The sequence below is a fragment of the Jutongia sp. SJQ-6 genome, assembly GCF_054161275.1.
This window is the reverse complement of sequence record NZ_CP195314.1, coordinates 2,876,674-2,901,045: the sequence shown is the minus strand read 5'-3', so window position 1 is coordinate 2,901,045 and position 24,372 is coordinate 2,876,674. Positions and strand designations below refer to the sequence as shown.

Sequence of the window (24,372 nt, the reverse complement as noted above, 5' to 3'; positions counted from 1 at the left end):
TCTTAAGATCCACATATTCTTCCGGTAATACTTAAATCAAGAAAGGACGAAATAATATTATGAACAACATGCCTAAAATGAAAATTGGTATTGTAGCTGTGAGCAGAGACTGCTTCCCAGAGTCACTCTCTGTCACAAGAAGAAAGAACCTTGTAGAAGCTTACAAGGCAAAATATGATGAGGCTGACATTTATGAATGTCCTGTTTGTATCGTTGAGAGCGAGATCCACATGGTACAGGCTTTGGAGGACATTAAGAAAGCCGGATGTAACGCACTTTGCGTATACCTTGGTAACTTTGGTCCGGAGATCTCTGAGACATTACTTGCAAAACACTTTGATGGACCTAAGATGTTCGTAGCTGCTGCAGAAGAGACATCCAAGGATGGTGGCCTGGTACAGGGTCGTGGTGATGCTTACTGCGGTATGTTAAATGCAAGCTATAACTTAAAGCTTCGCAATGTAAAAGCTTATATCCCAGAGTATCCGGTAGGAAACGCTGAGGAATGCGCTGATATGATCCATGAGTTCGTTCCGATTGCAAAAGCAATCTACGCTTTGGATCACTTAAAGATCATCAGCTTTGGTCCTCGTCCATTGAACTTCTTAGCTTGTAATGCTCCTATCCAGCAGCTTTACAACTTGAATGTTGAAATTGAAGAGAACTCTGAGCTTGACTTGTTTGAAGCATTCAATAACCATGCCGGAGATGCTCGTATCCCTGATGTCGTTAAGGATATGGAAGCAGAGCTTGGCGCAGGCAACAAGAAACCTGAGATCCTTGAGAAACTTGCTCAGTATGAGATCACTCTCCTTGACTGGATCGAGGATCACAAAGGATACCGTGAGTTCGTTGCGATCGCCGGTAAATGCTGGCCTGCATTCCAGACACAGTTTGGTTTCGTTCCTTGCTATGTAAACAGCCGTCTGACAAAGATGGGTATCCCTGTTTCCTGCGAAGTTGATATCTATGGTGCATTGAGTGAGTTTATCGGAACTGTTGTCAGCAACGATGCGGTTACTCTTCTCGACATTAACAATACTGTTACACCGGATATTTACGAAGAAGATATCAAGGGCAAATTCGATTACACACTGAAAGATACTTTCATGGGCTTCCACTGTGGTAACACAGCTTCCACAAAGCTTTCCTTCTGCGAGATGAAGAACCAGATGATCATGGCTCGTTCTCTTCCGGAGGAGGTTACAAACGGAACTCTCGAGGGAGACATTGTACCTGGAGACATCACTTTCTTCCGTCTGCAGAGTACTGCTGATGCAAAACTTCGTGCTTACATCGCACACGGTGAAGTTCTTCCGGTTGCAACTCGTTCCTTTGGTGCGATCGGTATCTTCGCAATCCCAGAGATGGGTCGTTTCTACCGTCATGTATTGATCGAAGGCAACTACCCTCATCATGGTGCTGTAGCATTCGGTCATTATGGAAAGGCTCTTTACGAAGTATTCAAATACATCGGTGTTGATGTAGATGAGATCGGCTTCAACCAGCCTAAGGGAATGCTTTACAAGACAGAGAATCCATTTATGTAATCTGATCCTTACAATAATATAGTAACATTTTATAGGAAAGACACACTGTTTCGGCAGCGTGTCTTTCCGTGTAAAAATACAAAACATTTTAACCGAAGGAGGTTTCATATGAACTATTTAATTGGTATTGATTTGGGAACATCCTCAACCAAAACCGTACTTTTCGATGAAAAGGGAGAAGTAATTGCTTCCGCAAGCAAAGACTATCCTTTGTACACACCACACAACGGCTGGGCAGAGCAGAAACCGGAAGACTGGCGCGATGCTGCGTTAGAGACGATCACAAAAGTCGTAAAAGATTCCGGTGTCGCTGCAGATGATATCAAGGGTCTTGGTATCTCCGGTCAGATGCACGGTCTTGTCATGCTCGACGAGCAGGGCGAGGTGATCCGTCCTTCCATCATTTGGTGTGACCAGCGTACCGAAAAAGAATGTGAAGAAATGACAGAAAAAGTTGGCGCAGAAAAGTTGATCGAAATCACAGCCAACCCTGCCATGACAGGATTTACTGCTTCTAAGATTCTGTGGGTTCGTAATAACGAGCCTGAAAACTACGCAAAATGTAAACACATTCTCCTGCCAAAGGATTATGTTCGTTACATCTTGACCGGTGAATTTGCAACAGAGGTTTCTGACGCTTCCGGTATGCAGCTTTTGGATGTACCAAAACGCCAGTGGTCTGATGAACTTCTTGAGATCTTAGATATCGACAAGAGTCTTCTTGCTAAAGTATATGAATCTCCGGAAGTAACCGGAACGATCTTACCAGAGATTGCTGCTAAGACAGGTCTTTCTACTTCTACTGTTGTCGTAGGTGGTGCCGGCGATAATGCTGCCGCTGCTGTAGGTACCGGCGTCGTAGAGGACGGTAAAGCATTTACCACGATCGGTACAAGTGGTGTCGTTTTCGCACACAGCAACAACATCTCTATTGATCCTAAGGGTCGTGTACATACTTTCTGCTGCGCTGTTCCAGGTGCATGGCATGTTATGGGTGTAACACAGGCTGCCGGATATTCCCTCGCTTGGTTCCAGGAAAATATCGGAACAGAGTATGCTCGTAAGGCAAAAGAGCAGGGATGCGGTGCTTTTGATCTGATCAATGCAGATGTACAGAAAACTCCGATCGGAGCAAACCGTTTGATCTACCTCCCATACTTAAATGGTGAGAGAACGCCTCATGTCGATCCAAACTGCCGTGGCGTATTCTTCGGTTTATCGAGTATGCATACAACCGCTGATATGGCTAGAGCCGTAATGGAAGGTATTCAGTACTCTTTGACAGACTGCAACGATATCATCAAGGAAATGGGAATCGAAGTTTCTGAAATGATGGCTTGTGGCGGCGGTGCCAAGAATGCCGTTCAGCGTCAGATGATGGCTGATATGTTTGGCTGCGACGTTAAGACCGTAACCGCAACAGAGGGTCCTGCTCTCGGTGTTGCTATTCTTGCCGGTGTTGGTGCCGGACTGTACGAAAGCGTAGAATCCGCTTGCCGTCAGATGATCCACACTGATCCTGCGAAAGAATGCCATGCTGATCCAAAGGCAACAGCAGAGTATGATAAGTATCATCAGATCTACAAGAATCTATATACCTGCTTAAAGGATCAGTTCCAAGAGTTAGCAAAACTGTAATTGCTCGGTAATAAAACCACAATTACTATTGTATAAACGCACGATTTCATAAGGTGTCAAAATATAATTTGGCACCTTATTTTTAAGGAAAATTGAAACGGCGAAAGATGCAGTATCATCTTTCGCCGTTTTTTAGTCGTTTATAATTCCTTAAATTGCATGAAGATTTTTTAAGGATATGTCCATAATCGGTGCAGAATGTGTCAATGCTCCACTTGAAACATAATCCACACCAACATCGATCATATTCTGAATATTTTCTTTGGTAACATTGCCGGAACATTCGGTCAACGCTCTGCCATCAATGATCTGGATGGCTTCTTTCATCTGTTCCGGAGACATGTTATCCAACATAATAATATCAGCGCCCGCTTCTACCGCTTCCTTTACCATGTCCAAGTTCTCAACTTCCACCTCGATCTTATGCACGAAAGATGCGTATTCTTTCGCCATCTTGACCGCTTTCGTAATGCTTCCTGCTGCGCCAATGTGATTGTCCTTCAACATAACACCATCTGAAAGGTTAAAACGATGATTGCTGCCGCCACCTACTTTCACAGCATATTTTTCAAAAATGCGCATATTTGGTGTGGTTTTGCGGGTATCTAACAATGTCGTGCCACTGCCCTCTAACATCTTGGCAATGGATCGTGTATACGTAGCAATACCGCTCATGCGCTGCAAGTAATTTAATGCTGTTCTCTCTCCGGACAGCAATGCACGAATATCTCCGGTAATAACGGCCATTAACTGACCCACTGTAACTTCATCGCCATCTTCCACGCGCATATCAAAGCTTACCGTATCATCTAACAATTCAAATACACGTTTAAACACACCAAGTCCGGCAATGACGCCATCCTGTTTACAGATCAACTGTACCTCGCCCTTCTGGTACTCCGGCATCACACAATTCGTAGATAAATCTTCGCTTGTAATATCTTCCTCCAATGCCATGCGGATCAATCGATCAGCATTGACACGATATGTAATCGGATCTTTCATCTTATCCTCCTGTCTATCATCTGTTGCTTCGTCTCTATCAACTTCCGGCAACCCTGCTATAAATGTCATCACATCATTGCTGCCCGACCTGCAACATCATTGCTTTGTTTCTAATGTCGTTTCTTCTCTGCCTCGATTTCCTGCAAAACCACATCTTTATAATGTTGCTGCAAGCCTTTCAAGTCCTTATATTTTGCTTCGTCAACCGGAGAGCCATCCATGATCTGCTCCCAGTCGGTATCCGGCAAAAGTTCCTTGATCTGGACTGCTGCACGCTCTGCAAATACCATAGATTCCAACAAGGAATTGCTGGCAAGACGATTCTTTCCATGTACGCCATTGCAGGATGTCTCACCGACAGCATACAAACGGTTCATGCTTGTCTTACTCTCATGGTCTACACGTATTCCGCCCATGAAATAATGCTGCGCGGGAACAACCGGAATACACTCTTTCGTCGGATCATATCCCTCTTCCAAACACTGCTGCATAATATTTGGAAAATGACTGCGGATCTCTTCCTCCGGTATCTTTTCCATGGAAAGCCATACAAAAGGCGTTCCATCCTTTTTCATTTGTTTATGAATTTCCGCTGTCACTACATCTCGTGGCTGCAATTCATCACAAAATCTCTGCTTATTTTTGTCAAGCAGTATTGCACCTTCTCCTCGAACCGATTCAGAAATAAGAAATCTCCGTCCCGGCTTCTCGGAATATAACGTTGTCGGATGGATCTGAATATAGTCAATATGTTCCATCTCTATCCCATGACATAATGCGATTGCAAGCGCATCACCGGTAATATGCCGGAAATTTGTCGAGTGCTGGTACAAACCGCCAAGACCACCGCTGGCAAGAACCGTAAACTTTGCATACATCTCCCGCAAAGTGCCATCTGACATTTTCGCTACAATCCCGGCACATCCTGACTCATTCTCTATAATGTCGATCATCGTCGTATGCTCTAAGATCGTAATATTACTGCGTTCTCTGGCCCTTTCCAACAAAGTGCTGGTGATCTCCTTGCCGGTAATATCTTCATGAAACAGGATGCGCGGTCTGCCATGTCCACCCTCGCGGGTAAACACCAATCCATTGTCATCTCGTTCAAAATCTACGCCATAACCGAGCAACTCCTTAGCGATCTGCCTCGAAGAACGTATCATGATCTCTACAGATTTCGGATCGTTCTCATAATGGCCTGCCCGCATCGTATCTTCAAAATAGCCGTCATAGTCCTCTTCATCACGCAGCATACACATTCCCCCCTGCGCTAAAAAAGAATCACTCCGATCAACTTCATCTTTGGTTATCATACATATTTGCAGTTCTTTCGGAAGATGCAGCGCATGATACAATCCTGCAGCACCCGTCCCGACAACAACTACATCTGTCTTTATTTTTTCCATTGTCCACCTATCTTTTGGTTGTTTTTAGGCTCATTATAGCATACTTGCGCGCACCTTAAAAGCGGAAATCTCTTTTCCCATCATTTAATTCAGACAAATATTCCATTGCTTTGGCACGTACCTTCTCATTCGGTACTTTTAAGATTTCTTTTGCGATCAATTCTTCACCAATTTTCTTTGTCTCCGGCGATGCATAATCTTCCAAATATTCTTTCAGAGTCATTAACGCATTAGGGTGACAGCAGTTTACAATCTGTCCTGACTTCAAAAGAGACATGAAACGGTCACCGGTACGCCCCGCACGATAGCAGGCAGTACAAAAACTTGGTACATAGCCAAGCTTCATCAGCCAATTAACTACCTCATCCAGACTTCTTGTATCACTCACATCAAACTGCGCTGAACTGTCATCACGCACCGGCTCTGTATATCCGCCGACACTCGTACGGGACCCTCCACTGATCTGAGAAATACCGAGTTTCAACACTTTTTCACGTGTGCGCTGTGACTCGCGTGTTGATACGATCATTCCGGTGTATGGTACCGCAATACGGATCACCGCAACGATCTTTTCAAAGATCTCATCCGGTACTGCATTGCTAAAGTCTGCAGTGTCAATATCATCTGCCGGACAGATACGCGGTACGCTGATCGTATGCGGGCCAACTCCCTGTGCTGCTTCCAAATGTTCCGCATGCATCAAAATGCCGACCAATTCATACATATAGCCCTCCAGGCCAAACAATACACCCAGTCCGACATCATCAATGCCACCTTCCATAGCTCGGTCCATCGCCTCTGTATGGTAAGCGTAATCATGCTTTGGTCCGGTTGGATGAAGCTGTTCATAAGATTCTTTGTTGTATGTCTCCTGAAACAGGATATACGTTCCAATGCCGGCATTTTTTAATTTGGTATAATTTTCTACAGTTGTAGCAGCAATATTGACATTCACACGACGAATGGCGCCATTCTTATGCTTAATGCTGTAGATGGTTTCAATACTTTCCAAGATATATTCCAGTGGATTGTTGACCGGATCCTCGCCCGCTTCGATTGCGAGACGCTTATGTCCCATATCCTGCAATGCGATAACCTCATCACGGATCTGCTCCTGAGTCAGTTTGATACGAGGAATATGCTTATTTTTGTGATGATACGGACAATAGGTACATCCATTGACACAATAATTTGACAAATACAGTGGAGCAAACATGACAATACGCTGTCCGTAAAACTTTTCTTTGATCTCCATTGCTAATTTTGTAATCTCTTCATTAACTTCCGGAATGTCACACTGCATTAACACAGCCGCTTCCTTATGGCTGATACCCTTTGCCAGTTTTGCCTTATCGAGGATCTGACGAAGAAGCTCCTTGTTATTTTTGTTCTTCTCGGCATAATCGAGAGACTCTAAAATTTCTTCGTGATTGATAAACTCTTCTGCTTTTAATGATTTTGGGTCGTAACTATAACTACTCATTTCCTCATCCTCCATTACGAAAAGACACCTCATACCAAAGGCATGAGGCGTCTTTTTTGCATTATTAAGCACTGTACACTTCCTCGTATACAGCTATCCAACTCACTTCATGTCTTAATGTCAGGCAAATACCTGCGCCTTAAGAACTAAGGATTTGGTGATTACATTACCATTCTTACTTCTGTAACATCAGTAAGCTTGTCTGCAGGGATGTAATTATCATCCTGCTTCTCACCATTAATATAGAACTCCTTAAATCCAGCCTGTGCGCCGTTCGGATTTTCTACTTTGATAACGATTTTCTTGCCACGGAAATTCTTTTCCATTGTCATTTCTTTCCAATCACTTGGGATCGTTGGAGCAACACGAAGTCCATCTAAATCAGGACGGATACCGCAGATACCCTCAACGCAGCCTACCATACAAGTGGAAGCTGTTCCAGTCAGCCAGTGTACATGAGAACGTCCATGGAATGGGCTTTCATCACCCTCTGTGTACTGTCCGTGTACATATGGCTCCAATTTACGGATCTCAGCCTTGTCGTTCTGAGAAGATGGTGAACTTTCCTCAAAATACTGGAATGCTTTGTCACCATGTCCCATCAAAGCTTCTGCCAAGATCAACCAGCCCTGTGTCTGAGAGAAAATACCACCATTCTCTTTGGTTGATGGTGGGAACAAACCAGCCAATGCGCCATCAAAATAATGATCTACATAAGATGGTGCCATCACCTTAGCACCATAAGCGGTATTCAACTCACGCTCTACAGATTCCATTGCGATCTCAGCCTGCTCTTTGGAAGCATGACCGGAGATAACTGCCCAAGTCTGTGGATTGAGCCACATACTTGCTTCCGGATCGTTCTTGGAACCGATCAATTCGCCGGTATCCTTAAATCCACGATTGTAGCGGTCATCTTCCCACCACAGATCGTTGATCTTATCGCCAATCTCTTTCTGTGTCTTATCCAAATATGCAATATACTCTGTATCGTTCTTCTTCTCTGCAAAGTAACGCATGATCGTAAATGCATAGTAAAGCTGCAATGCTACGAAAGAAGACTCACCCTGTGCACCAAGACGGAGACAATCGTTCCAGTCTGCATGCAATCCTGCCGGAAGGCCGTGTGGTCCCAAATGGTTCATTGAGAAATCAATTGCTTTCTGCAAATGCTCATAAACCGTTGCTTTCTTCTCAATATTAGACCAAGTGATCTCCTCATCCATAAAGTCCAGATTACCTGTCTCAGAGATGTACTTATAAACTGTCGGGAACAACCATAATGCATCGTCTGCACGATAAGCCGGATGGCCTGTCTCGCGTACATAATCCGGATCATCCGGTGTGCCCTCGTGTCCTGCACGCTCCTCATGATCAAAACGAACTAATGGAAGTCCGCCACCATTATCTACCTGCGCAGATAACATAAAACGGATCTTATCCAAAGCTGCCTCTGGATCAGTATGAATAACACCCTGAATATCCTGAACAGTATCACGATAACCATATCCGTTTCTCTCACCACAATAAATGAAAGATGCTGCTCTGGACCAAGTAAAGGTTAAGAAGCACTGATATGCATTCCATGTATTTACCATACTGTTAAATGCCGGGCTTGGTGTATTGATCTTGAAGTTCTCAAGCTTAGCATGCCAGTATTTCTTTAACTCCTCGATCTCTTTGTCACATACGGAAACATCTTCATATGCAGCAATGATCTTATCTGCATCAGACTCTTTGTACTTACCAAGTAAGAATGCCATCGTCTTTGTCTCGCCCGGAGCAAGCTCTAATGCTGTATGCAGTGCACCACAACTGTTCTCGTTGTAATTGCATACGCCATCGCATTTACCACGCTCTACTGCTACCGGATTGCCGTAATCATGGTACAAACCAATGAAAGCTTCCTTATCACCGTTGTAAGATGTCACAGGCTGTCCTGCCAGACCGAAGAAACGCTCTTTACCATTACTTCCGTCCGGACCTTTGTACCAGTTTAAGTTGATCTGCTGATAGATCTTGTTCTTGCGGAAGCTGGTGTTGGTCGTGCAGAGAGAATACTGCAGGTTTACCTGATCCTGATTGTAATTGTCATCGTTAGAAAGTTCTGCATAACCGAATACAGAAATCTTTCTAGGCTTGTCTGATGTATTGGTTACTTTACAGCACCATACTTCATATACTTTATTCAATGGCACATAATACATTGCCTCTGATTTAATTCCGGCATACTCTGCAAACATCTTTGTATAAGCAGTACCGTGATGAACTTCGCTCTTATATTCGTTTAAGTCCTTGCCAACCGGCTGCCAGGATGCTGACCAATAGTCACCATTCTCATCATCACGAAGATAGATATAACGGCCCGGTGTATCATCACTGTTGAAGTGATAACGCAAAATACGTCCGTTCGCTCCACTCTTTACGAAGCTGTATCCACCTGCGTTATTCGAAATGATTGCGCCATACTCCGGTGAGCCAAGATAGTTACACCAAGGTGCCGGTGTGTTTGGTTTGGTGATGACATACTCTCTGTTGTCGTCATCAAAATAGCCGAAATTCATAGTTTGTTCCTCCTTAAAATGAAATATTTTGTAAATTCCAGTTCTATACTGTTTCTTTGCAGATCTTGCCTGCCACCTATTGTCGCAACAGGCGCTCCAGACATTTTCTCATAATGGTACATCTTTATCATTATACGACACCAAACCGCCCAGTTCAAGAACATTCTTCACATTTATTAACATTATTTTGATCTGTGCACTGTAAGGAATGACCATTTATACGGAAATCCACATAACATTCAATCCTTCGGCCTCTGCGCTATTTTGAAACCAATACAGATATCGCCAATTTTTGTTGTGAATAACCTTACGAAGTTTTTTACAATCATCAAATCCAATGCCACGTCCTCCCTCATCCTGATCACAAACTCTCGTAGTAGCACGGATATCAAGCTCTTCTACATTACTTCTCCTAAATTCTACATTGATCAAAAGCTTCTGCTTCGAAAGATCCAACCTTTTCAAATATTTCGCATCGTTCAAATAAATGTACTCTAATTTTCGACATTTTTTTAGATCCAAGGAAGTCGCCGAAATACCGTTGGCATATAATTCTTTCAATGCAGTATACCGTTTTAAATTAGGGCTTTTCATCTTCGTATTGCTGATATCTAACAGCTCCACTCGTTCCGGATTTGGCAGGGAAAACATCTTTGTTATCCTATTATTTCCGCAACGAAATTCCCGTATTTTTTTGTTAGCCGAGAGATTTAACGTTCTAATTTTCGTGTGGCTTACATCAAGTTCTCGTATTTTTTTGTTGGCAGACAAATCCAATTTTTTAATCTTCGTACTGCCAACATCTAATGTCTGCAGCTTTTTATTCACAGATAGATTCAATTTTTTAAGATTAGTACCGTGAACATTCAACACCTCTAATTTCTTATTATTTTTTACAGACAATTGTGATATTTTACTTCCGGACAGATTAAGAGATACTAAATCTCTCATACGACTCACATCAACCTTTCGAATTGTACTGTCCTCAGGATAATACGTCTCCAAATCCAATGCCTTCAATCCATTAGAACCTTTCATTTTCATCTTGCCAAGATTACGCAATTGCACCGTTGCATATTGCAACCTCTTGCAATTAGAGAAATCAAGATACTTCACACTTGTCCAATGATCTCCAATATCAATCGATTGCACCTTAGAACCGGATAAGTCTATTTTATCATATTTGCCATCCGATGATATAGAGACTTTTTCTAATTTTGGCAGATTTTTCAAATTAAGATCCCCTTTATATTGCTCTACACTGATATCCACTGTTTTCAAGTTCCTGCCATAAAATTTTAGACCGGATAATTTTTTTCCGGAGATTTCCAAGCTCTCCAGCTTTTTATTTTTTCGCAGATCAATATGATTCATCGTCTGAACATCCAAATCAACACTCTTCAAATTGTAAAAGTATTGCATTCCTTTTAGTGATGTCTTTTTCTCATCCTCTGACGCAAAAACAATTAAATATTTTACCTTCTTGATTTCAGATGGACTGAGTTTCCCATCACTATCCTCATCCCATCGCTGTTTCAACTCTACACGAACAGCTTTACTTGGAAAATTCTTTTTTGAAATGCGTACCGTCCTGCCCGCAGCATCAACTCTGCTTTCCAGTCCCAATACTACGACCAATGCCAATGCTACAAACACCATCCCTTTGATCATTTCTTTCATAGTAATCACCTGACCTTTCCTTATTCGTTTCTTTTTCATTTGCTCCTCCTTACCCATGCCGCTTTTCACATGTAAAAATAGATACTTTAGATACAAAAAAACAATCTACTTTATACAGAACTTCCGTTAGTTACATCTTTAGTACACCATAGGTCTGTTACCTTGTCAACAATAGCAGCGTAATCTTAATAATTCTTAAGAATTCGAACTTCGCATATCAAAAAGTTTCGGATATGCGAAGTTTGAGCAACGTAACTAATCGGCGCTGTGCTAGATCAGTTCTACGGAATACGTTTTTAACCAATAATTAATCTGCAACAAATATGCTAACATCTGTGGACCTGCCATCAACTGTCCATACCAAGGTTTTCCATAATCTTTGGTGCTGTCGATAAACTTTTGTACTTTTTTTCGATCCACGATCTGCAGGATCGGCGCTTTCGAGTCTTCAATTTCCTGCTGCAGTCTTGTTCCCAATAATGTTTCATAATACGGATCATAACTCTTAGGATATGGGCTTTTGCGTCGAAACAATATTTCATCCGGCAACAGTCCCCGCGAAGCCTGCCTAAGCACATTTTTTACCAGTCCGTCTTTGGCTTTCATTTCCCAAGGAACATTAAATATATAGTCAACCAATGTGCGATCGGCAAATGGTACTCTTGCTTCCAGTCCGGAATGCATACTTGTTCTGTCCATGCGATTGAGCAGTGTCTGCATAAAATAACGAATGTTCAAATAACCGATCTGCCTGCGATTCGTTTCGATCTCATCTTCTCCGGGAAGGATCGTCACCTCTCGTACCGACCGGTCATACATTTCCTGTACAAACGCATCCATCGGCAAGCTCTCACGTACCTCGTCTAACAATAGCATTTTACGAGGTGCAAGATCCGGCGTCCACGGAAACGTCCCACTCTGCAAAAATTCTGCCCGGTGAAACCACGGATATCCACCAAATACTTCATCTGCACATTCTCCGGTCAAAACCACCTTATGCTGTCTACCGACCAACTGGCAAAAATACACCAATGAAGAATCTACATCCGCCATACATGGCATATCATGCGCTTCCACAGAATCATACAGCAGATCTGCCTGTGTTTGATAATCACACTCTAAATAATGATGTTCCGATCCCAGGTATTCGACCATTTTGTCGACATACGGCCGATCCTGAGATGGCTGGAAAGAATTGGCTTTGAAATATTTTTGATTACCGGTAAAATCAAACGAATACGTGACAAGCTGTTTCCCCTGCCTGCGCAGTTTGGCTGCACACACAGCAGAAACCACACTGGAATCCACCCCGCCGGACAAAAAAGTACAGATCGGCACATCCGATACCATTTGACGCTCAATGACATCAACTAACATCTGTCTTGTTTTGGCAATGGTCGTATCGTAATCATCTTCATGTGGATGACTGGACAATCTCCAATACTGTCTGTTTTGCAAGCCATAACGATTCACGGTCAGATAACAGCCCGGTTTGACTTCCGAAAATCCATGATACAATCCCGACCCCGGTATACGAGCCGGTCCCATACCAAGCAGCTCACATAATCCTTTCTCATCAAGCTGCGCTTTCACACCCGGATACGACAGGATCGCTTTGGGTTCCGATCCAAACAGTACCATTCCATTTTGCTGCGTATAAAACAATGGCTTGATTCCAAAAGAATCCCGATACAAATATAAGGTATCATGCCGTTCATCCAAAATAGCAAAGGCAAAAATGCCATTAAGCCGTATGACAAACTCCGGTCCATATTCCAAAAAAGCCAACAAGATCACTTCTGTATCTGATGTAGTCTGAAAACGCCATCCCTTCTGCTGCAACATTTTGCGAAGTTCCCCTGCATTATAGATCTCACCATTATAAACAATCTGATAAGAATTCTTTCCTCTGCGTCTGCTCATAGGCTGGGAGCCATCTTTGAGGTCAATGATCGAAAGTCTGGTATGCGCTAATCCCGCCCGTTTTCCTAAGTAGATCCCCTGCTCATCCGGTCCACGATGCAAAATACTTTGCTGCATCTTTTGTAATATGTTTTCATACTTTTCACGATTTGCTGTAAAGTCTGCATTTCCATCAAAAAATCCCGCAATTCCACACATATACTAATCTCCAATACGAAAAAGTTCATAGTATTATATGCAGAATGCGGGGTTTCGTGTTGTTCTTATAAACGGAATAATTTGGCGCCATGAGCAGCTACTGACACTGCCTCACAATTGCGTAGATCCTGTTGGTCACCACTCCACAATTCCTTCGCTATATTTGCTGTAATGCCGTACCGCTCGATCGCATCCCAAGGCAGACTCACATCACCTGCCTGATCCTGCAGATTAAATACCGCAATGTAGGTATGTTTGCCATCTGTATCTTTGGTACACCACACAGCCTGTCTGTTATCACGCATCATTTGTCTGGCTCCGGACGAATGAGACAACAGATGTAATACGTCGGCATTCGTCAGTAATGACTTCGTCCAGTCATCAAGCTGTGGCAAGTCCGCACCGATCATCATCGGCGAACGGAACACTGACCACAGTGTCATCATCGTAATCTGTTCCTCTTTCGTAAAACGAGTATCCCGCTCATCCGCAAAGCCTTTTCCAAGCTTACCGACCGGAAGCATGTCACAGTCCGGATAGCAGCCTTTGGTCACATGGCTCTGCCAAAGCTCGCAACGTTCAAACATTGGCACAAGTAACTGCCAGTCATCCCAAAAATCATCTGTGATACGCCACATATTCGCATGCGTTTCATAATACCACGCTTCCTCAATCTTAGCCGGTCCCGGAGACAAGCTAAGAACAATCGGCCGACCGCATTTTTCAATTGCCTCCGACAACATTCGTATTTCTTCTTTGGCTGTCGGCATATCCATACGGCATATGTCATCACATTTGATGAAATCAACACCCCACTGAGCATACAACGCAAGCAGAGAATCATAATATTCCTGCGCTCCTTCTGCCGCCGGATCAATTCCATACATATCCGGATTCCACTCACAAATGTTATTCGGCTGTGCGATCTCATTTGCCGTGTGGGTGGAATGTAAGATCTTAGCGTGCGCATGCACTGCATTTCTCGGTATTCCACGCATAATGTGTATACCAAATTTAAGCCCCAGATCATGGACATATTGTGCAAGAGGTGCGAATCCCTTGCCACCTGCCGCCGATGGAAAACGCTGCTCGCACGGCATCAATCTGGAATACTCATCCATGGCAACATCCCAAAATGGTATATACTGGTAACGATCTCGTTGACTGCCTGCATCATAACTGTACCACTCAATGTCAACGACAATATATTCCCAGCCATACTGTTTTAAGTACTTTGCCATGTAATCCGCATTCGCTTTAACCTGTTCCTCCGTAACACCGGTATCATAATAATCGTAACTGTTCCACCCCATCGGTGGCGTTACCGCAAATAAATTCTTGTTCATTCCATCATACCTCATTTCTGCTGCAACATGTTTATAATTCAAACTTCCCATCCCTCATTATCTCGCACAACCACATATTGCTTATTATATTAATGGTCTAATTATATTTTGCAGCCACTATATAGTGAATCCTGCCATCAATAAACTATAGCGATGGCTATTATCATAGCATCGCTATCATGTTAAAAATATCATTTTTGGTTACAAAATTTGTAATATTGAATGTCCTATTGTTCCTTCCGGCATCTCTACTCCAAAATTATCTGCGATCGTTGCTCCAATCACTGCAAACGTCTGCTGCTCCGGCAAATTGCCTCCCTGCCTCATCGACGGTGAGTATGCAATAAACGGTACCTTTTCTCTCGTATGATCGGTTCCGGTGTAAGTCGGATCGTTGCCATGATCCGCTGTCAGGATCACAAGATCATCTTCCCGCAAAACTTCCAGCAATTCACCAAGTTTCTTGTCAAACCGTTCTATCTCTTCTCCATAACCGATCGGATTACGGCGATGGCCCCACAGCGCATCAAAATCCACCAGATTGGTAAAACATAATCCCTTGAAATTGCGATTTGCAATATCGATGGTCTGTTCCATACCATGCACAGAACTTTTGGATTTGTTGGATTCTGTCAGACCTTCTCCATCAAAGATATCAAAAATCTTTCCAACAGAGATGACATCCAGACCGGCATCTTTTAACGCATTTAATGCCGTTCTGCCAAACGGCTTCAACGCATAGTCGTGTCGATTAGAAGTACGCACAAACTCCCCACGCTTTTTGCCAACGTATGGTCTTGCGATGACACGCCCCACCTTCCATTCATCACGCATCGTAAGTTCTCTTGCGATCTCGCAATAATGGTATAGCGTGTCAAGTCCCATCGTCTCCTCGTTACCGCAGATCTGCAGCACCGAATCGGCCGATGTATAAACGATCAAATGTCCCTCATTAATCTCTTCTTCGCCCAGTTCATCCAGGATCACCGTACCACTGCAGCTCTTATTCCCAATGATCTTTCGTCCGGTCTGTTTCTCAAGTTCTGCGATCAGCTCCGATGGAAATCCGGTGTCCGTAAATGTTTTAAATGGCTTGGTAATATATAGTCCCATCATCTCCCAATGCCCGGTCATCGTATCCTTTCCGTGGCTTTTTTCACATAATTTTGTCACCTTAGCCAAAGGTTCCGTAACGGACGCCACTCCATTGATCGGTCGGATATTTGCTGCGCCAAGTTTCTGCAGATTCGGTATATGAAGCTGCATCTTTTCAGCAATATGTCCAATGGTATCCACATTGCTATCGCCGTACTGCTCTGCATCCGGCATTGCGCCAAACCCTAAAGAATCCAATACAATGACAAATACTCTCTGAAATTTCCCCATAAAGAAAGCCCTCCCTTCGTTAAGCCAACTCCTGTTCATAAAATAACTTTCGAACAACGGTTTCATACTCCGATAATTTACGGCTCTTTTTGATCTGCTTGAGATACTTTTCATGCTCCGTAAACTGCGGTGCCATAAAAATCCACAGCTCTTTCATCTTATGTAACAAATGCACGTCCCCGGACAGTTCCTGTTGGTACGCATCAAACAACTCATAATAAAATGCTTCTAACTCCTGCTTGCCGGTATCCTTCCCCACAATTCCACTGACAAGACCAGGGTTAGAAAGCAATCCCCGTCCGATCATAACAGACGAAAGTTGCGGAAATTCCTGTCCAAATTCACGGACATCATCTTCTGTTTTTATATCTCCATTATAACACACCGGATTCACACTTGTCTTATATGCCTGCCTAAATATTTCCCGGTGTACGCCCTCCCGGTACATCTCCGTTCTGGTTCGCGGGTGAATCGTCAGTTCACAGATTGGGAAGCTATTATATAACTGCAGCAGATCCGTAAACTCTTCCGGATCTTCCCAGCCAATTCTTGTTTTTATCGAAATCTTTGGCTTGGCGTATTGATAAATCTCTTCCAAGAAATGCTGCAGCTTACTGCGATTTTCCCATTTCAAAAAACCGGATCCCCTTCCCTTGCCTGTCACAGTGCCGGAAGGACATCCGAGATTCAAATTTACTTCCTGATAACCAAGTTCATACATTGTCTCTGCAGCGCACAAAAAATTCTCTGCATGATTGGTAAGGATCTGCGGGATCAACGTAACCTCTCTGTTATTTTCCGGTAAAATATCGCGCAGCTCTTTGCGTTTCATAATCCCGCCATCTCTCGTCACAACAAACGGTGAATAATATCTGTCTATCCCCGGAAAATGTTTATGATGAATATTCCGATACAAATAACCGGTAATCCCCTCCAACGGAGCAAAATAGTATTTCATAAATCTCCTCCACTAAACTCTATATCATCCCATTCGCACTCCCTCAAACAACCTTAAAATCACATATTCATTATTATGTGAATAAACAGTTATTGGTTTTGCAACCGTTATATACTGAATTCTGCAACGGAAGAAATATAGCAATTGCTCTCGTGCAATTTGTTTTCACAATGATTTCTAAGTTTTGTAGTCTCTGATATGCGATTTACATGCCTTACGGAGAACTCGATGTCCCGTAAGCAAGGTAATTATCATTTTTGAAAGGGACTTTGCACTCGTCGTTACTTATGTCTCGTATTTCAGAGACATTAAGTAACGTGACGTAGTGCATCGTAGCGAAAGCGTCCCGTCCAAAAATTGATAATACCTTGCTAAAACGGGACTTCTCAAACACTCCTTCAGGCATGTATTTATCAGAGACTTTACAAAACAAGAAATCATAGCAAAAACTTGCAACTACAGCAATTGTCTTATTTCTTCCTTTGCAGAACAACTTAGCATATTGGTTGCAAAACAACTTCTACAATACAGCACATAATAATGAATATGTGATTGAAAAGAGGTACGCAGGAGTGCGAAATTTCGTATGACATTAAAATTGTGTTGATATGCCTGCTACTGCAGCGGGTTCGCATATGATGGGCAGTACGCGTTTATGGCATCGCAGATCTACTTCATCAAAATATCCACCGTCCTCACCATCTAACGTCCACTGAATATTATCATCGCTCACAATATGAAAATGACTGGAGCTGATCGTGAGTAACTGTTCGGAGTCCAGATTTTTGGTCAGCAAGGAGTTGATGACAAGCTGCAATTCCACCGGATTTTTGATCTTACGGATAAACAGTGCCTCTAATAAGCCATCATCCATTTTAATGTCGCGGTTTTGATATGCCTTAAATCCTGCTACGGATTCAGAATTGCTGATCAGTCCAAGCAAAAAATCATCTTCGATCACGCCTTGATCATAGATGATCTTCATATGATGCACCTTGATCTCTGCAATATGTTTCAATGCCTCCACAAAATATGCAGTTTTTCCCAACGCATTTTTAAGCTCCTGCGGTGTCTGATAAGAAACTTCTGTAAATGCACCAAAAGCTGCAACGTACGTGAAATATTTCTCATTAAACTGTCCGAGATCACAATGGAACACTTCTCCGTTAACCACCAAAGACGCTGCCTCTTCCATCACCTTCGGAATGCTTAAGCTCGATGCAAAATCATTTACAGTTCCTGCCGGAATGTACCCACAGACCGGTTTTTGCTCTAAAGACATCAGCCCGGTTGCGACTTCGTTCATCGTACCATCGCCACCGGAACACACAATATAATCATATTCCGTACCACGCTCTTCTACAATACGAGTCGCATCTTTCGGGCCTGCTGTCGCAAAGATCGTCACTTCAAAAGATGCCTTGCAAAACACCTGCACAATATTTGATAGATGCGTACTGATCTGTTCTTTACCCGCCATCGGATTATACACAAATAACATCTTCTTCATAACTAATCCTCCATTTCTATGAAATAAACATCGCGTCTCCAAAGGAAAAGAATCGATAACGTTCTTTTACCGCCTCTTCATAAGCTGCCATAATATGTTCCTTACCCGCCAACGCAGAAACCAACATAAGCAGCGTTGACTCCGGTAAATGAAAGTTAGTGATCAGACAGTCTAACATCTTAAACCGATAACCCGGATAAATAAAGATGCTCGTATCACCCTCTCCCGGATGTATGACGCCGTTGTCATCGGTTGCAGATTCTATCGTACGGCAACTGGTCGTCCCAACGCAAATAATGCGGCCGCCCGCCTGTTTTGTCTGATTGATCTGATCCGCTGCTTCCTTCGTAACACGATAAAATTCCGTATGCATATGATGCTGTTCCACATCATCAACCTTGACCGGGCGGAATGTTCCCAGTCCGACATGCAGTGTCACGCGCGCGATCGATACACCCATCTGTTCGATCTGCTGCAATAATTCTGTGGTAAAATGCAAACCTGCCGTCGGCGCTGCCGCAGATCCCTCATATTTCGCATAAACAGTCTGATAACGATTTTTATCCTCCAGCTTATGTGTAATATAAGGTGGCAGTGGCATCTGTCCCAACTGATCAAGGATCTCTTCAAAAATCCCCTCGTACTCGAAGCGGATCAAACGATTTCCCTCTTCCACTATATCAACAACTTCTGCCCGTAACAGGCCTCCACCAAAGACAAGCCTGGTACCAGGTCTGGCCTTTTTGCCCGGTTTCACTAAGGTCTCCCAAACATTATCCTCACCACGTTTAAGCAGCAGTACCTCAACCTTGCCGCCTGTTTCTTCACGTTCTCCGATCAATCTCGCCGGAATCACCTTCGTGTCATTCAACACGAGACAATCCCCCGGTTTTAAGTATTCTGTGATATCGTGAAATATGCGATGCGTAATCTCCCCGGTCTGTTTATCCAAAATCATCAAACGGGAAGACGCTCTGTCAGAAAGTGGATCCTGTGCGATCAATTCTTCCGGAAGATCATACGCAAAATCTGATGTTTTCATACTAATTCTACACTCCTTTTTTACTCAATTGTCATTTCAAAAATCATTGCAATTCTAAACACCCTGCAAATACATTTGGCTTGGATAAAGTTAATTGTTTCATCAGCAATTTGCCTTTGCAAGAATAAACTTTTCTATGACATGTGCAACACCATCTTCATCATTGGACAATGTTACATAATCAGCCACTTCTTTAACAACATCCTGCGCATTTGCCATTGCTACCCCAATCCCTGCAAATGCGATCATAGAACGGTCATTAAACCCATCCCCACAAGCGATCAGGTCCTCTTTAGTCTGACCCAGTGCTTCACACAATTTGCCAAGAGACGCCGCCTTATCCACATGTTTCGGTAAAAGCTCTAAGAAAAACGGCTCGGAGCGTCCTACGTCAATACGGTCTCCATACTTTTCTCGGAAAAGGACTTCTAACCGTGCTGCATGTTCCGGATCTGCCGTCCCCAGACACTTATTGACCGGCGTTGTGACCTGCGCTGCCGGATCCGCGAAAGGACATATTTCCAATCCATTGATCCGGGACTCCAGTCCCATGTATTCGTCAACGATCTCCCCGGAAATGATCTTTCCATTCTGATACGTCATCATTCCAATCTGATGCTCTTTCGCCTCATCGAATAAGATCGGGATCATATCCAGTGGCATCGTCTGCTGAAACAGAATTTCTCCCGTTTTGCAATCCTGTACTCTTGCCCCATTATAGGAAAGCATATATCCTCCCATCTCCGAAAGATGCAACTTATCCGCTACCCTTTGAACACCCGGAGTCGGTCTTCCACTTGCCAGCACAACGATATGACCCTGCTCCTGCATTTTAGCGATCATTTCCTTTGTGCGTGGCGTGATCTCTTTGTTCGAATCCGTTAATGTTCCATCTAAATCTAATGCTAAAATCTTACGTGACATAAAAAACCTCATTCCTATAAATGTAAAAAACAAAGCCTGCGCTTTGCATTGCATAACGCTACTGTAAAAGTATTTTTCTATAAAATAAAAATAGTTATCAAATTTGAGCTCTGCTCAAATATGCAATACACATAAGAAATACATGAAAGCTTGTATTTCTTACCTTTCGCTAGTTATCAAATTTGAGCTCCGCTCAAATATGCAATACACATAAGAAATACAAGGAAACTTGTATTTCTTATGTGTTATGCATACTGGCTATTATACAATTCTTTATAAAACCCTCCGGCTGCCATCAGGCTTTCATGGTTACCCTGCTCAATAATATTACCATCTTTCATGACCAAAATAATATCGGCATTTTGGATCGTAGACAAACGATGAGCCACAATAAAGCTGGTGCGTCCTTCCATCAATTTGGCAAACGCCCTCTGAATACGTATTTCTGTACGTGTATCAATAGAAGAAGTAGCCTCATCCAATATTAGCATGGATGGCTTTGACAGCATAACACGCGTAATACATAAAAGCTGTTTCTGACCCTGACTTAAGTTATCACCATCCTCTTTGACCACGGTATCATAACCGTTCGGCAAACGACGAATAAAGCTATGCGCATGTGTCGACTTCGCCGCCTTGATCACTTCTTCTCTCGTTGCGTTCGACTTACCCATACAAATATTATCAAAAATCGTTCCATCCTTGATCCAAGTATCCTGCAGCACCATACCGAAACCGGTTCGCAGATCCCCTCTGGTCATTTGGCGCGTATCCACGCCATCCACAAGGATCCGTCCTTCATTCACCTCATAAAATCGCATCAACAGATTGATCAATGTCGTCTTACCACAACCGGTCGGTCCCACGATCGCGACACGCTGTCCCGGCTTCACCGAAAGATTTAAGTCACGGATCAACGGCTGCGATGGTACATAAGAAAACGCAACATGCTCGATATCGATCTGGCCGGACACATGCTCTAATTTCTTCGGTGTTTCCGTATCCGGTTCCTGCTCCTGTTCCTCGATCAGCGCAAACACTCTCGCAGCACATGCAATAGCATTTTGAAGCTCGGTGATCACACCCGATATCTCATTAAAAGGCTTTGTATACTGATTTGCATAACTTAAGAAACAAGATAACTGACCGACACTGATCGCACCGCGAAGCACTGCAAATGCGCCGACAACGCCAACACCGGCATACACCAGATTGTTGACAAAACGAGTAGAAGGATTCACGGTCGAGGAGAAAAAGGTCGCCTGCAGTGACCACTTCTCCAACCGATCATTAATATCATCAAACCGCTCCATCGCTTTTTGCTCATAACTATACGCCTGAACCACGCGCTGATTGCCGATCATTTCATCAATAAACGCCGTCTGTTCACCCCTTGTTTCAGACTGTTTTAAGAACATACGGTGTGTCTTTTTGGCAATAAATCCTGCCACGAAAAAGGAAAGTGGCGTTACCAGTACAACGACTAACGTGATCCATATATTTTCGCGCAGCATAAATAACAATGTGCCAAGTATCGTAAGCACTCCGGTAAATGCCTGCGTAAAGCCAAGCAGCAGACCATCCGCAAACTGATCGACATCTGCGATCACACGGCTGACAATATCACCGGATGGATGTCCATCTAAATATTTCAATGGCAGATCATGAATGTGATGAAAGGCATCCTCACGGATCTCACGCATAACCAGATACGTAATGCGATTGTTGCACACATTCATAAGCCACTGCGAAAATCCCGTAATAGCAAGCGTAACGATCATCTTCTCCAGAATGGGACGAAGCGCAGCAAAATCCACTTTTCCTTTTGCGATCATGCAATCGATCGCATGTCCTGTAAGGATTGGCAGATACAGCGTACTAACGACTGTCACTGCAGCGAGTACCAACGATAATACCACCAAAAAGGTGTGTTTACGAATATAACAAAGTATTGTTCGAATCGTATCTTTATCCATCCGTTACGCCTCCTTTCTGTCCTGAAACTGGGACTGATGTATCTCTTGATATACCGGACACTGTTCCATCAATTGTTCATGGTTTCCAATGCCAACCACTTCTCCATCATCCAACACAATAATTTCATCCGCATAACAAATGGAAGAAGTACGCTGAGAAACAATAAACGTTGTCGGATGATAAGTTAGTTCACGGATCGCTTTGCGCAGTTTTGCATCCGTTGCATAATCCAATGCCGATGTGCTGTCATCCAAGATCAAAATACGTGGTCTGCGTACCAGCGCTCTGGCAATGCTGAGGCGCTGTTTCTGACCACCGGAAAGATTTCGGCCGCCCTGCTCGACTTTCGTATAGATTCCCTGCTCTTTCGCACTGACAAACTCCCATGCCTGTGCATCCTTTAACGCCTGTATTACCTCTTCTTCGGTCGCATCCTCGTTACCCCACAAAATATTATCGTAGATCGTTCCCTGAAATAACACCGCTTTCTGCATAACGATACCTACCGACTGACGCAGATCATCAAGAGGCAGCGAACGAACATCTTGTCCATCAATAAGGACTGCGCCCTCTGATACATCATAAAAACGAGGGATCAAGTTTACCAGAGTAGATTTACCGGAACCGGTTCCACCAATGATGCCGATCGTCTGTCCGGGCTTCGCCTCAAAGTTCAAATTTTCTAAAGCTGCATCTCCTCCACCCTGATAACTCATCGTCACATGGTCAAACGTCACGGCAGCCGCACCATCCTGCTGTAACGGTTCTGCTTCTCCCTCTATCTTCAACGAAGAATCCATATCAAATACCGACTGCAAACGCTTTCCACAGGCAACTGCTTTGGTCGCCAAAACGATACAATTGGCCATCTTAATCAGCTCTACCAAAATCTGTGACATATAATTAACCAGAGCAACCATATCGCCCTGTAAAATGTGTCCACTGTCAATACGAACTGCACCTTTCCACAACAGTAGAACAAGTGCTACGTTGATCATCACATATGTTACCGGATTCGTTAGCGCCGAAATACGTCCTACCATTAACTGCATTCTCGTCAATGCATTATTTTCATCGGAAAAACGAGTGATCTCATCCTGCTCTTTATGAAAAGCTCGGATCACGCGCACACCGGTAAGATTCTGACGAACCCTTCCCAATACATGATCCAGTTTTTCCTGAACTTTACGGTATAACGGCATCGTGATCAACATGATACCAAAAACGACGATCGCAAGTAACGGAATGACGATTGCAAATACCACTGCCGCCTTTACATCTACCGTAAACGACATAACCATCGCACCGAACACGATAAATGGCGAGCGCAAAAGCAGACGCAGTACCATATTCGTTCCAGACTGGATCTGGTTAATATCACTGGTCATACGGGTGATCATGGTCGAAGTACCAATCTCATCCATTTCGCGGAAAGAAATACTCTCAATCTTTGCAAACAATCCATGCCGCAGCTTTGCCGCAAATCCAACCGCCGCCTTTGCTGCAAAATATTGTGCCGTGATCGAGCAGGTCAGACCGACCAGCGCAAGCAGGATCAACACCCCGCCATAGCGCAATATATATTCGCTGTCATGCCTGGCAATTCCTTTATTAATGATCGCTGCCATCACAAGCGGCACTGTCAGATCAAAACAAGCCTCTAACAGCTTAAATAATGGGCTCAAAAAACATTCTTTTTTGTACCCTTTCAGATAACTCAATATATTCATTCTTTTTTGTTCTTGTTGCATTACAAATCCTCCATGCCTGCATTTACCC

The 24,372-nt window shown here is 43.5% G+C and carries 16 protein-coding genes; 2 read left to right on the top strand and 14 right to left on the bottom strand.

Going from position 1 to position 24,372, the window contains the following annotated elements; all coding sequences use genetic code 11:
- The first annotated feature begins 59 nt into the window (after positions 1–59).
- Both ACSAJE_RS12980 and xylB read left to right on the top strand, forming a co-directional pair.
- Positions 60–1,550, top strand: a complete 1,491-nt coding sequence (locus tag ACSAJE_RS12980) for an L-fucose/L-arabinose isomerase family protein (protein ID WP_022026133.1) — start codon at positions 60–62, stop codon at positions 1,548–1,550.
- A gap of 108 nt (positions 1,551–1,658) precedes the next feature.
- Positions 1,659–3,188, top strand: coding sequence for a xylulokinase (gene xylB, locus ACSAJE_RS12975; protein ID WP_118507551.1), 1,530 nt, complete (start codon positions 1,659–1,661; stop codon positions 3,186–3,188).
- Positions 3,189–3,338: 150 nt separating this feature from the next.
- On the opposite strand, the gene nadC is transcribed toward xylB, so the two are convergent.
- The 14 genes from nadC to ACSAJE_RS12905 form a co-directional block, all read right to left on the bottom strand.
- Entirely contained in the window at positions 3,339–4,193 is an 855-nt protein-coding gene (gene nadC / locus ACSAJE_RS12970) for a carboxylating nicotinate-nucleotide diphosphorylase (protein ID WP_444156332.1), read from the bottom strand.
- 110 nt (positions 4,194–4,303) lie between these two features.
- Entirely contained in the window at positions 4,304–5,602 is a 1,299-nt protein-coding gene (locus ACSAJE_RS12965; RefSeq protein ID WP_118691087.1) for an L-aspartate oxidase, read from the bottom strand.
- Positions 5,603–5,657: 55 nt separating this feature from the next.
- Positions 5,658–7,085, bottom strand: a complete 1,428-nt coding sequence (gene hydG, locus ACSAJE_RS12960; RefSeq protein WP_243034712.1) for a [FeFe] hydrogenase H-cluster radical SAM maturase HydG — start codon at positions 7,083–7,085, stop codon at positions 5,658–5,660.
- A 161-nt stretch (positions 7,086–7,246) separates the two neighbouring features.
- A complete protein-coding gene (locus ACSAJE_RS12955; protein ID WP_118691086.1) occupies positions 7,247–9,649 on the bottom strand; it encodes a GH36-type glycosyl hydrolase domain-containing protein in 2,403 nt (800 codons plus the stop codon).
- Between the two features lie 216 nt (positions 9,650–9,865).
- A complete protein-coding gene (locus ACSAJE_RS12950) occupies positions 9,866–11,368 on the bottom strand; it encodes a leucine-rich repeat domain-containing protein (protein WP_458009311.1) in 1,503 nt (500 codons plus the stop codon).
- Between the two features lie 231 nt (positions 11,369–11,599).
- Positions 11,600–13,450, bottom strand: coding sequence for an asparagine synthase (glutamine-hydrolyzing) (gene asnB, locus ACSAJE_RS12945; protein ID WP_458009310.1), 1,851 nt, complete (start codon positions 13,448–13,450; stop codon positions 11,600–11,602).
- Positions 13,451–13,515: 65 nt separating this feature from the next.
- A complete protein-coding gene (locus tag ACSAJE_RS12940; RefSeq protein WP_118691100.1) occupies positions 13,516–14,796 on the bottom strand; it encodes a glycoside hydrolase family 27 protein in 1,281 nt (426 codons plus the stop codon).
- A 201-nt stretch (positions 14,797–14,997) separates the two neighbouring features.
- Positions 14,998–16,182: a phosphopentomutase gene (locus tag ACSAJE_RS12935; protein ID WP_458009309.1), complete on the bottom strand. Its 1,185-nt coding sequence runs from the start codon at positions 16,180–16,182 to the stop codon at positions 14,998–15,000.
- 19 nt (positions 16,183–16,201) lie between these two features.
- The gene (locus tag ACSAJE_RS12930) at positions 16,202–17,140 is read right to left on the bottom strand and encodes a tRNA dihydrouridine synthase (RefSeq protein WP_458009308.1); all 939 of its coding nucleotides are present in this window, start codon (positions 17,138–17,140) and stop codon (positions 16,202–16,204) included.
- A gap of 592 nt (positions 17,141–17,732) precedes the next feature.
- On the bottom strand, positions 17,733–18,650 hold the full coding sequence (locus tag ACSAJE_RS12925; protein ID WP_458009307.1) for a diacylglycerol/lipid kinase family protein: 918 nt from the start codon (positions 18,648–18,650) through the stop codon (positions 17,733–17,735).
- A 16-nt stretch (positions 18,651–18,666) separates the two neighbouring features.
- Positions 18,667–19,692: a tRNA preQ1(34) S-adenosylmethionine ribosyltransferase-isomerase QueA gene (gene queA / locus ACSAJE_RS12920; RefSeq protein ID WP_118691080.1), complete on the bottom strand. Its 1,026-nt coding sequence runs from the start codon at positions 19,690–19,692 to the stop codon at positions 18,667–18,669.
- 102 nt (positions 19,693–19,794) lie between these two features.
- Positions 19,795–20,616, bottom strand: a complete 822-nt coding sequence (locus tag ACSAJE_RS12915; RefSeq protein ID WP_458009306.1) for a Cof-type HAD-IIB family hydrolase — start codon at positions 20,614–20,616, stop codon at positions 19,795–19,797.
- 245 nt (positions 20,617–20,861) lie between these two features.
- Positions 20,862–22,592 carry an ABC transporter ATP-binding protein gene (locus ACSAJE_RS12910; RefSeq protein ID WP_458009305.1) on the bottom strand — a complete coding sequence of 577 codons (1,731 nt, stop codon included), beginning with the start codon at positions 22,590–22,592 and terminating at the stop codon, positions 20,862–20,864.
- A gap of 3 nt (positions 22,593–22,595) precedes the next feature.
- Positions 22,596–24,344, bottom strand: a complete 1,749-nt coding sequence (locus ACSAJE_RS12905; protein WP_243034713.1) for an ABC transporter ATP-binding protein — start codon at positions 24,342–24,344, stop codon at positions 22,596–22,598.
- Positions 24,345–24,372 lie beyond the last annotated feature (28 nt).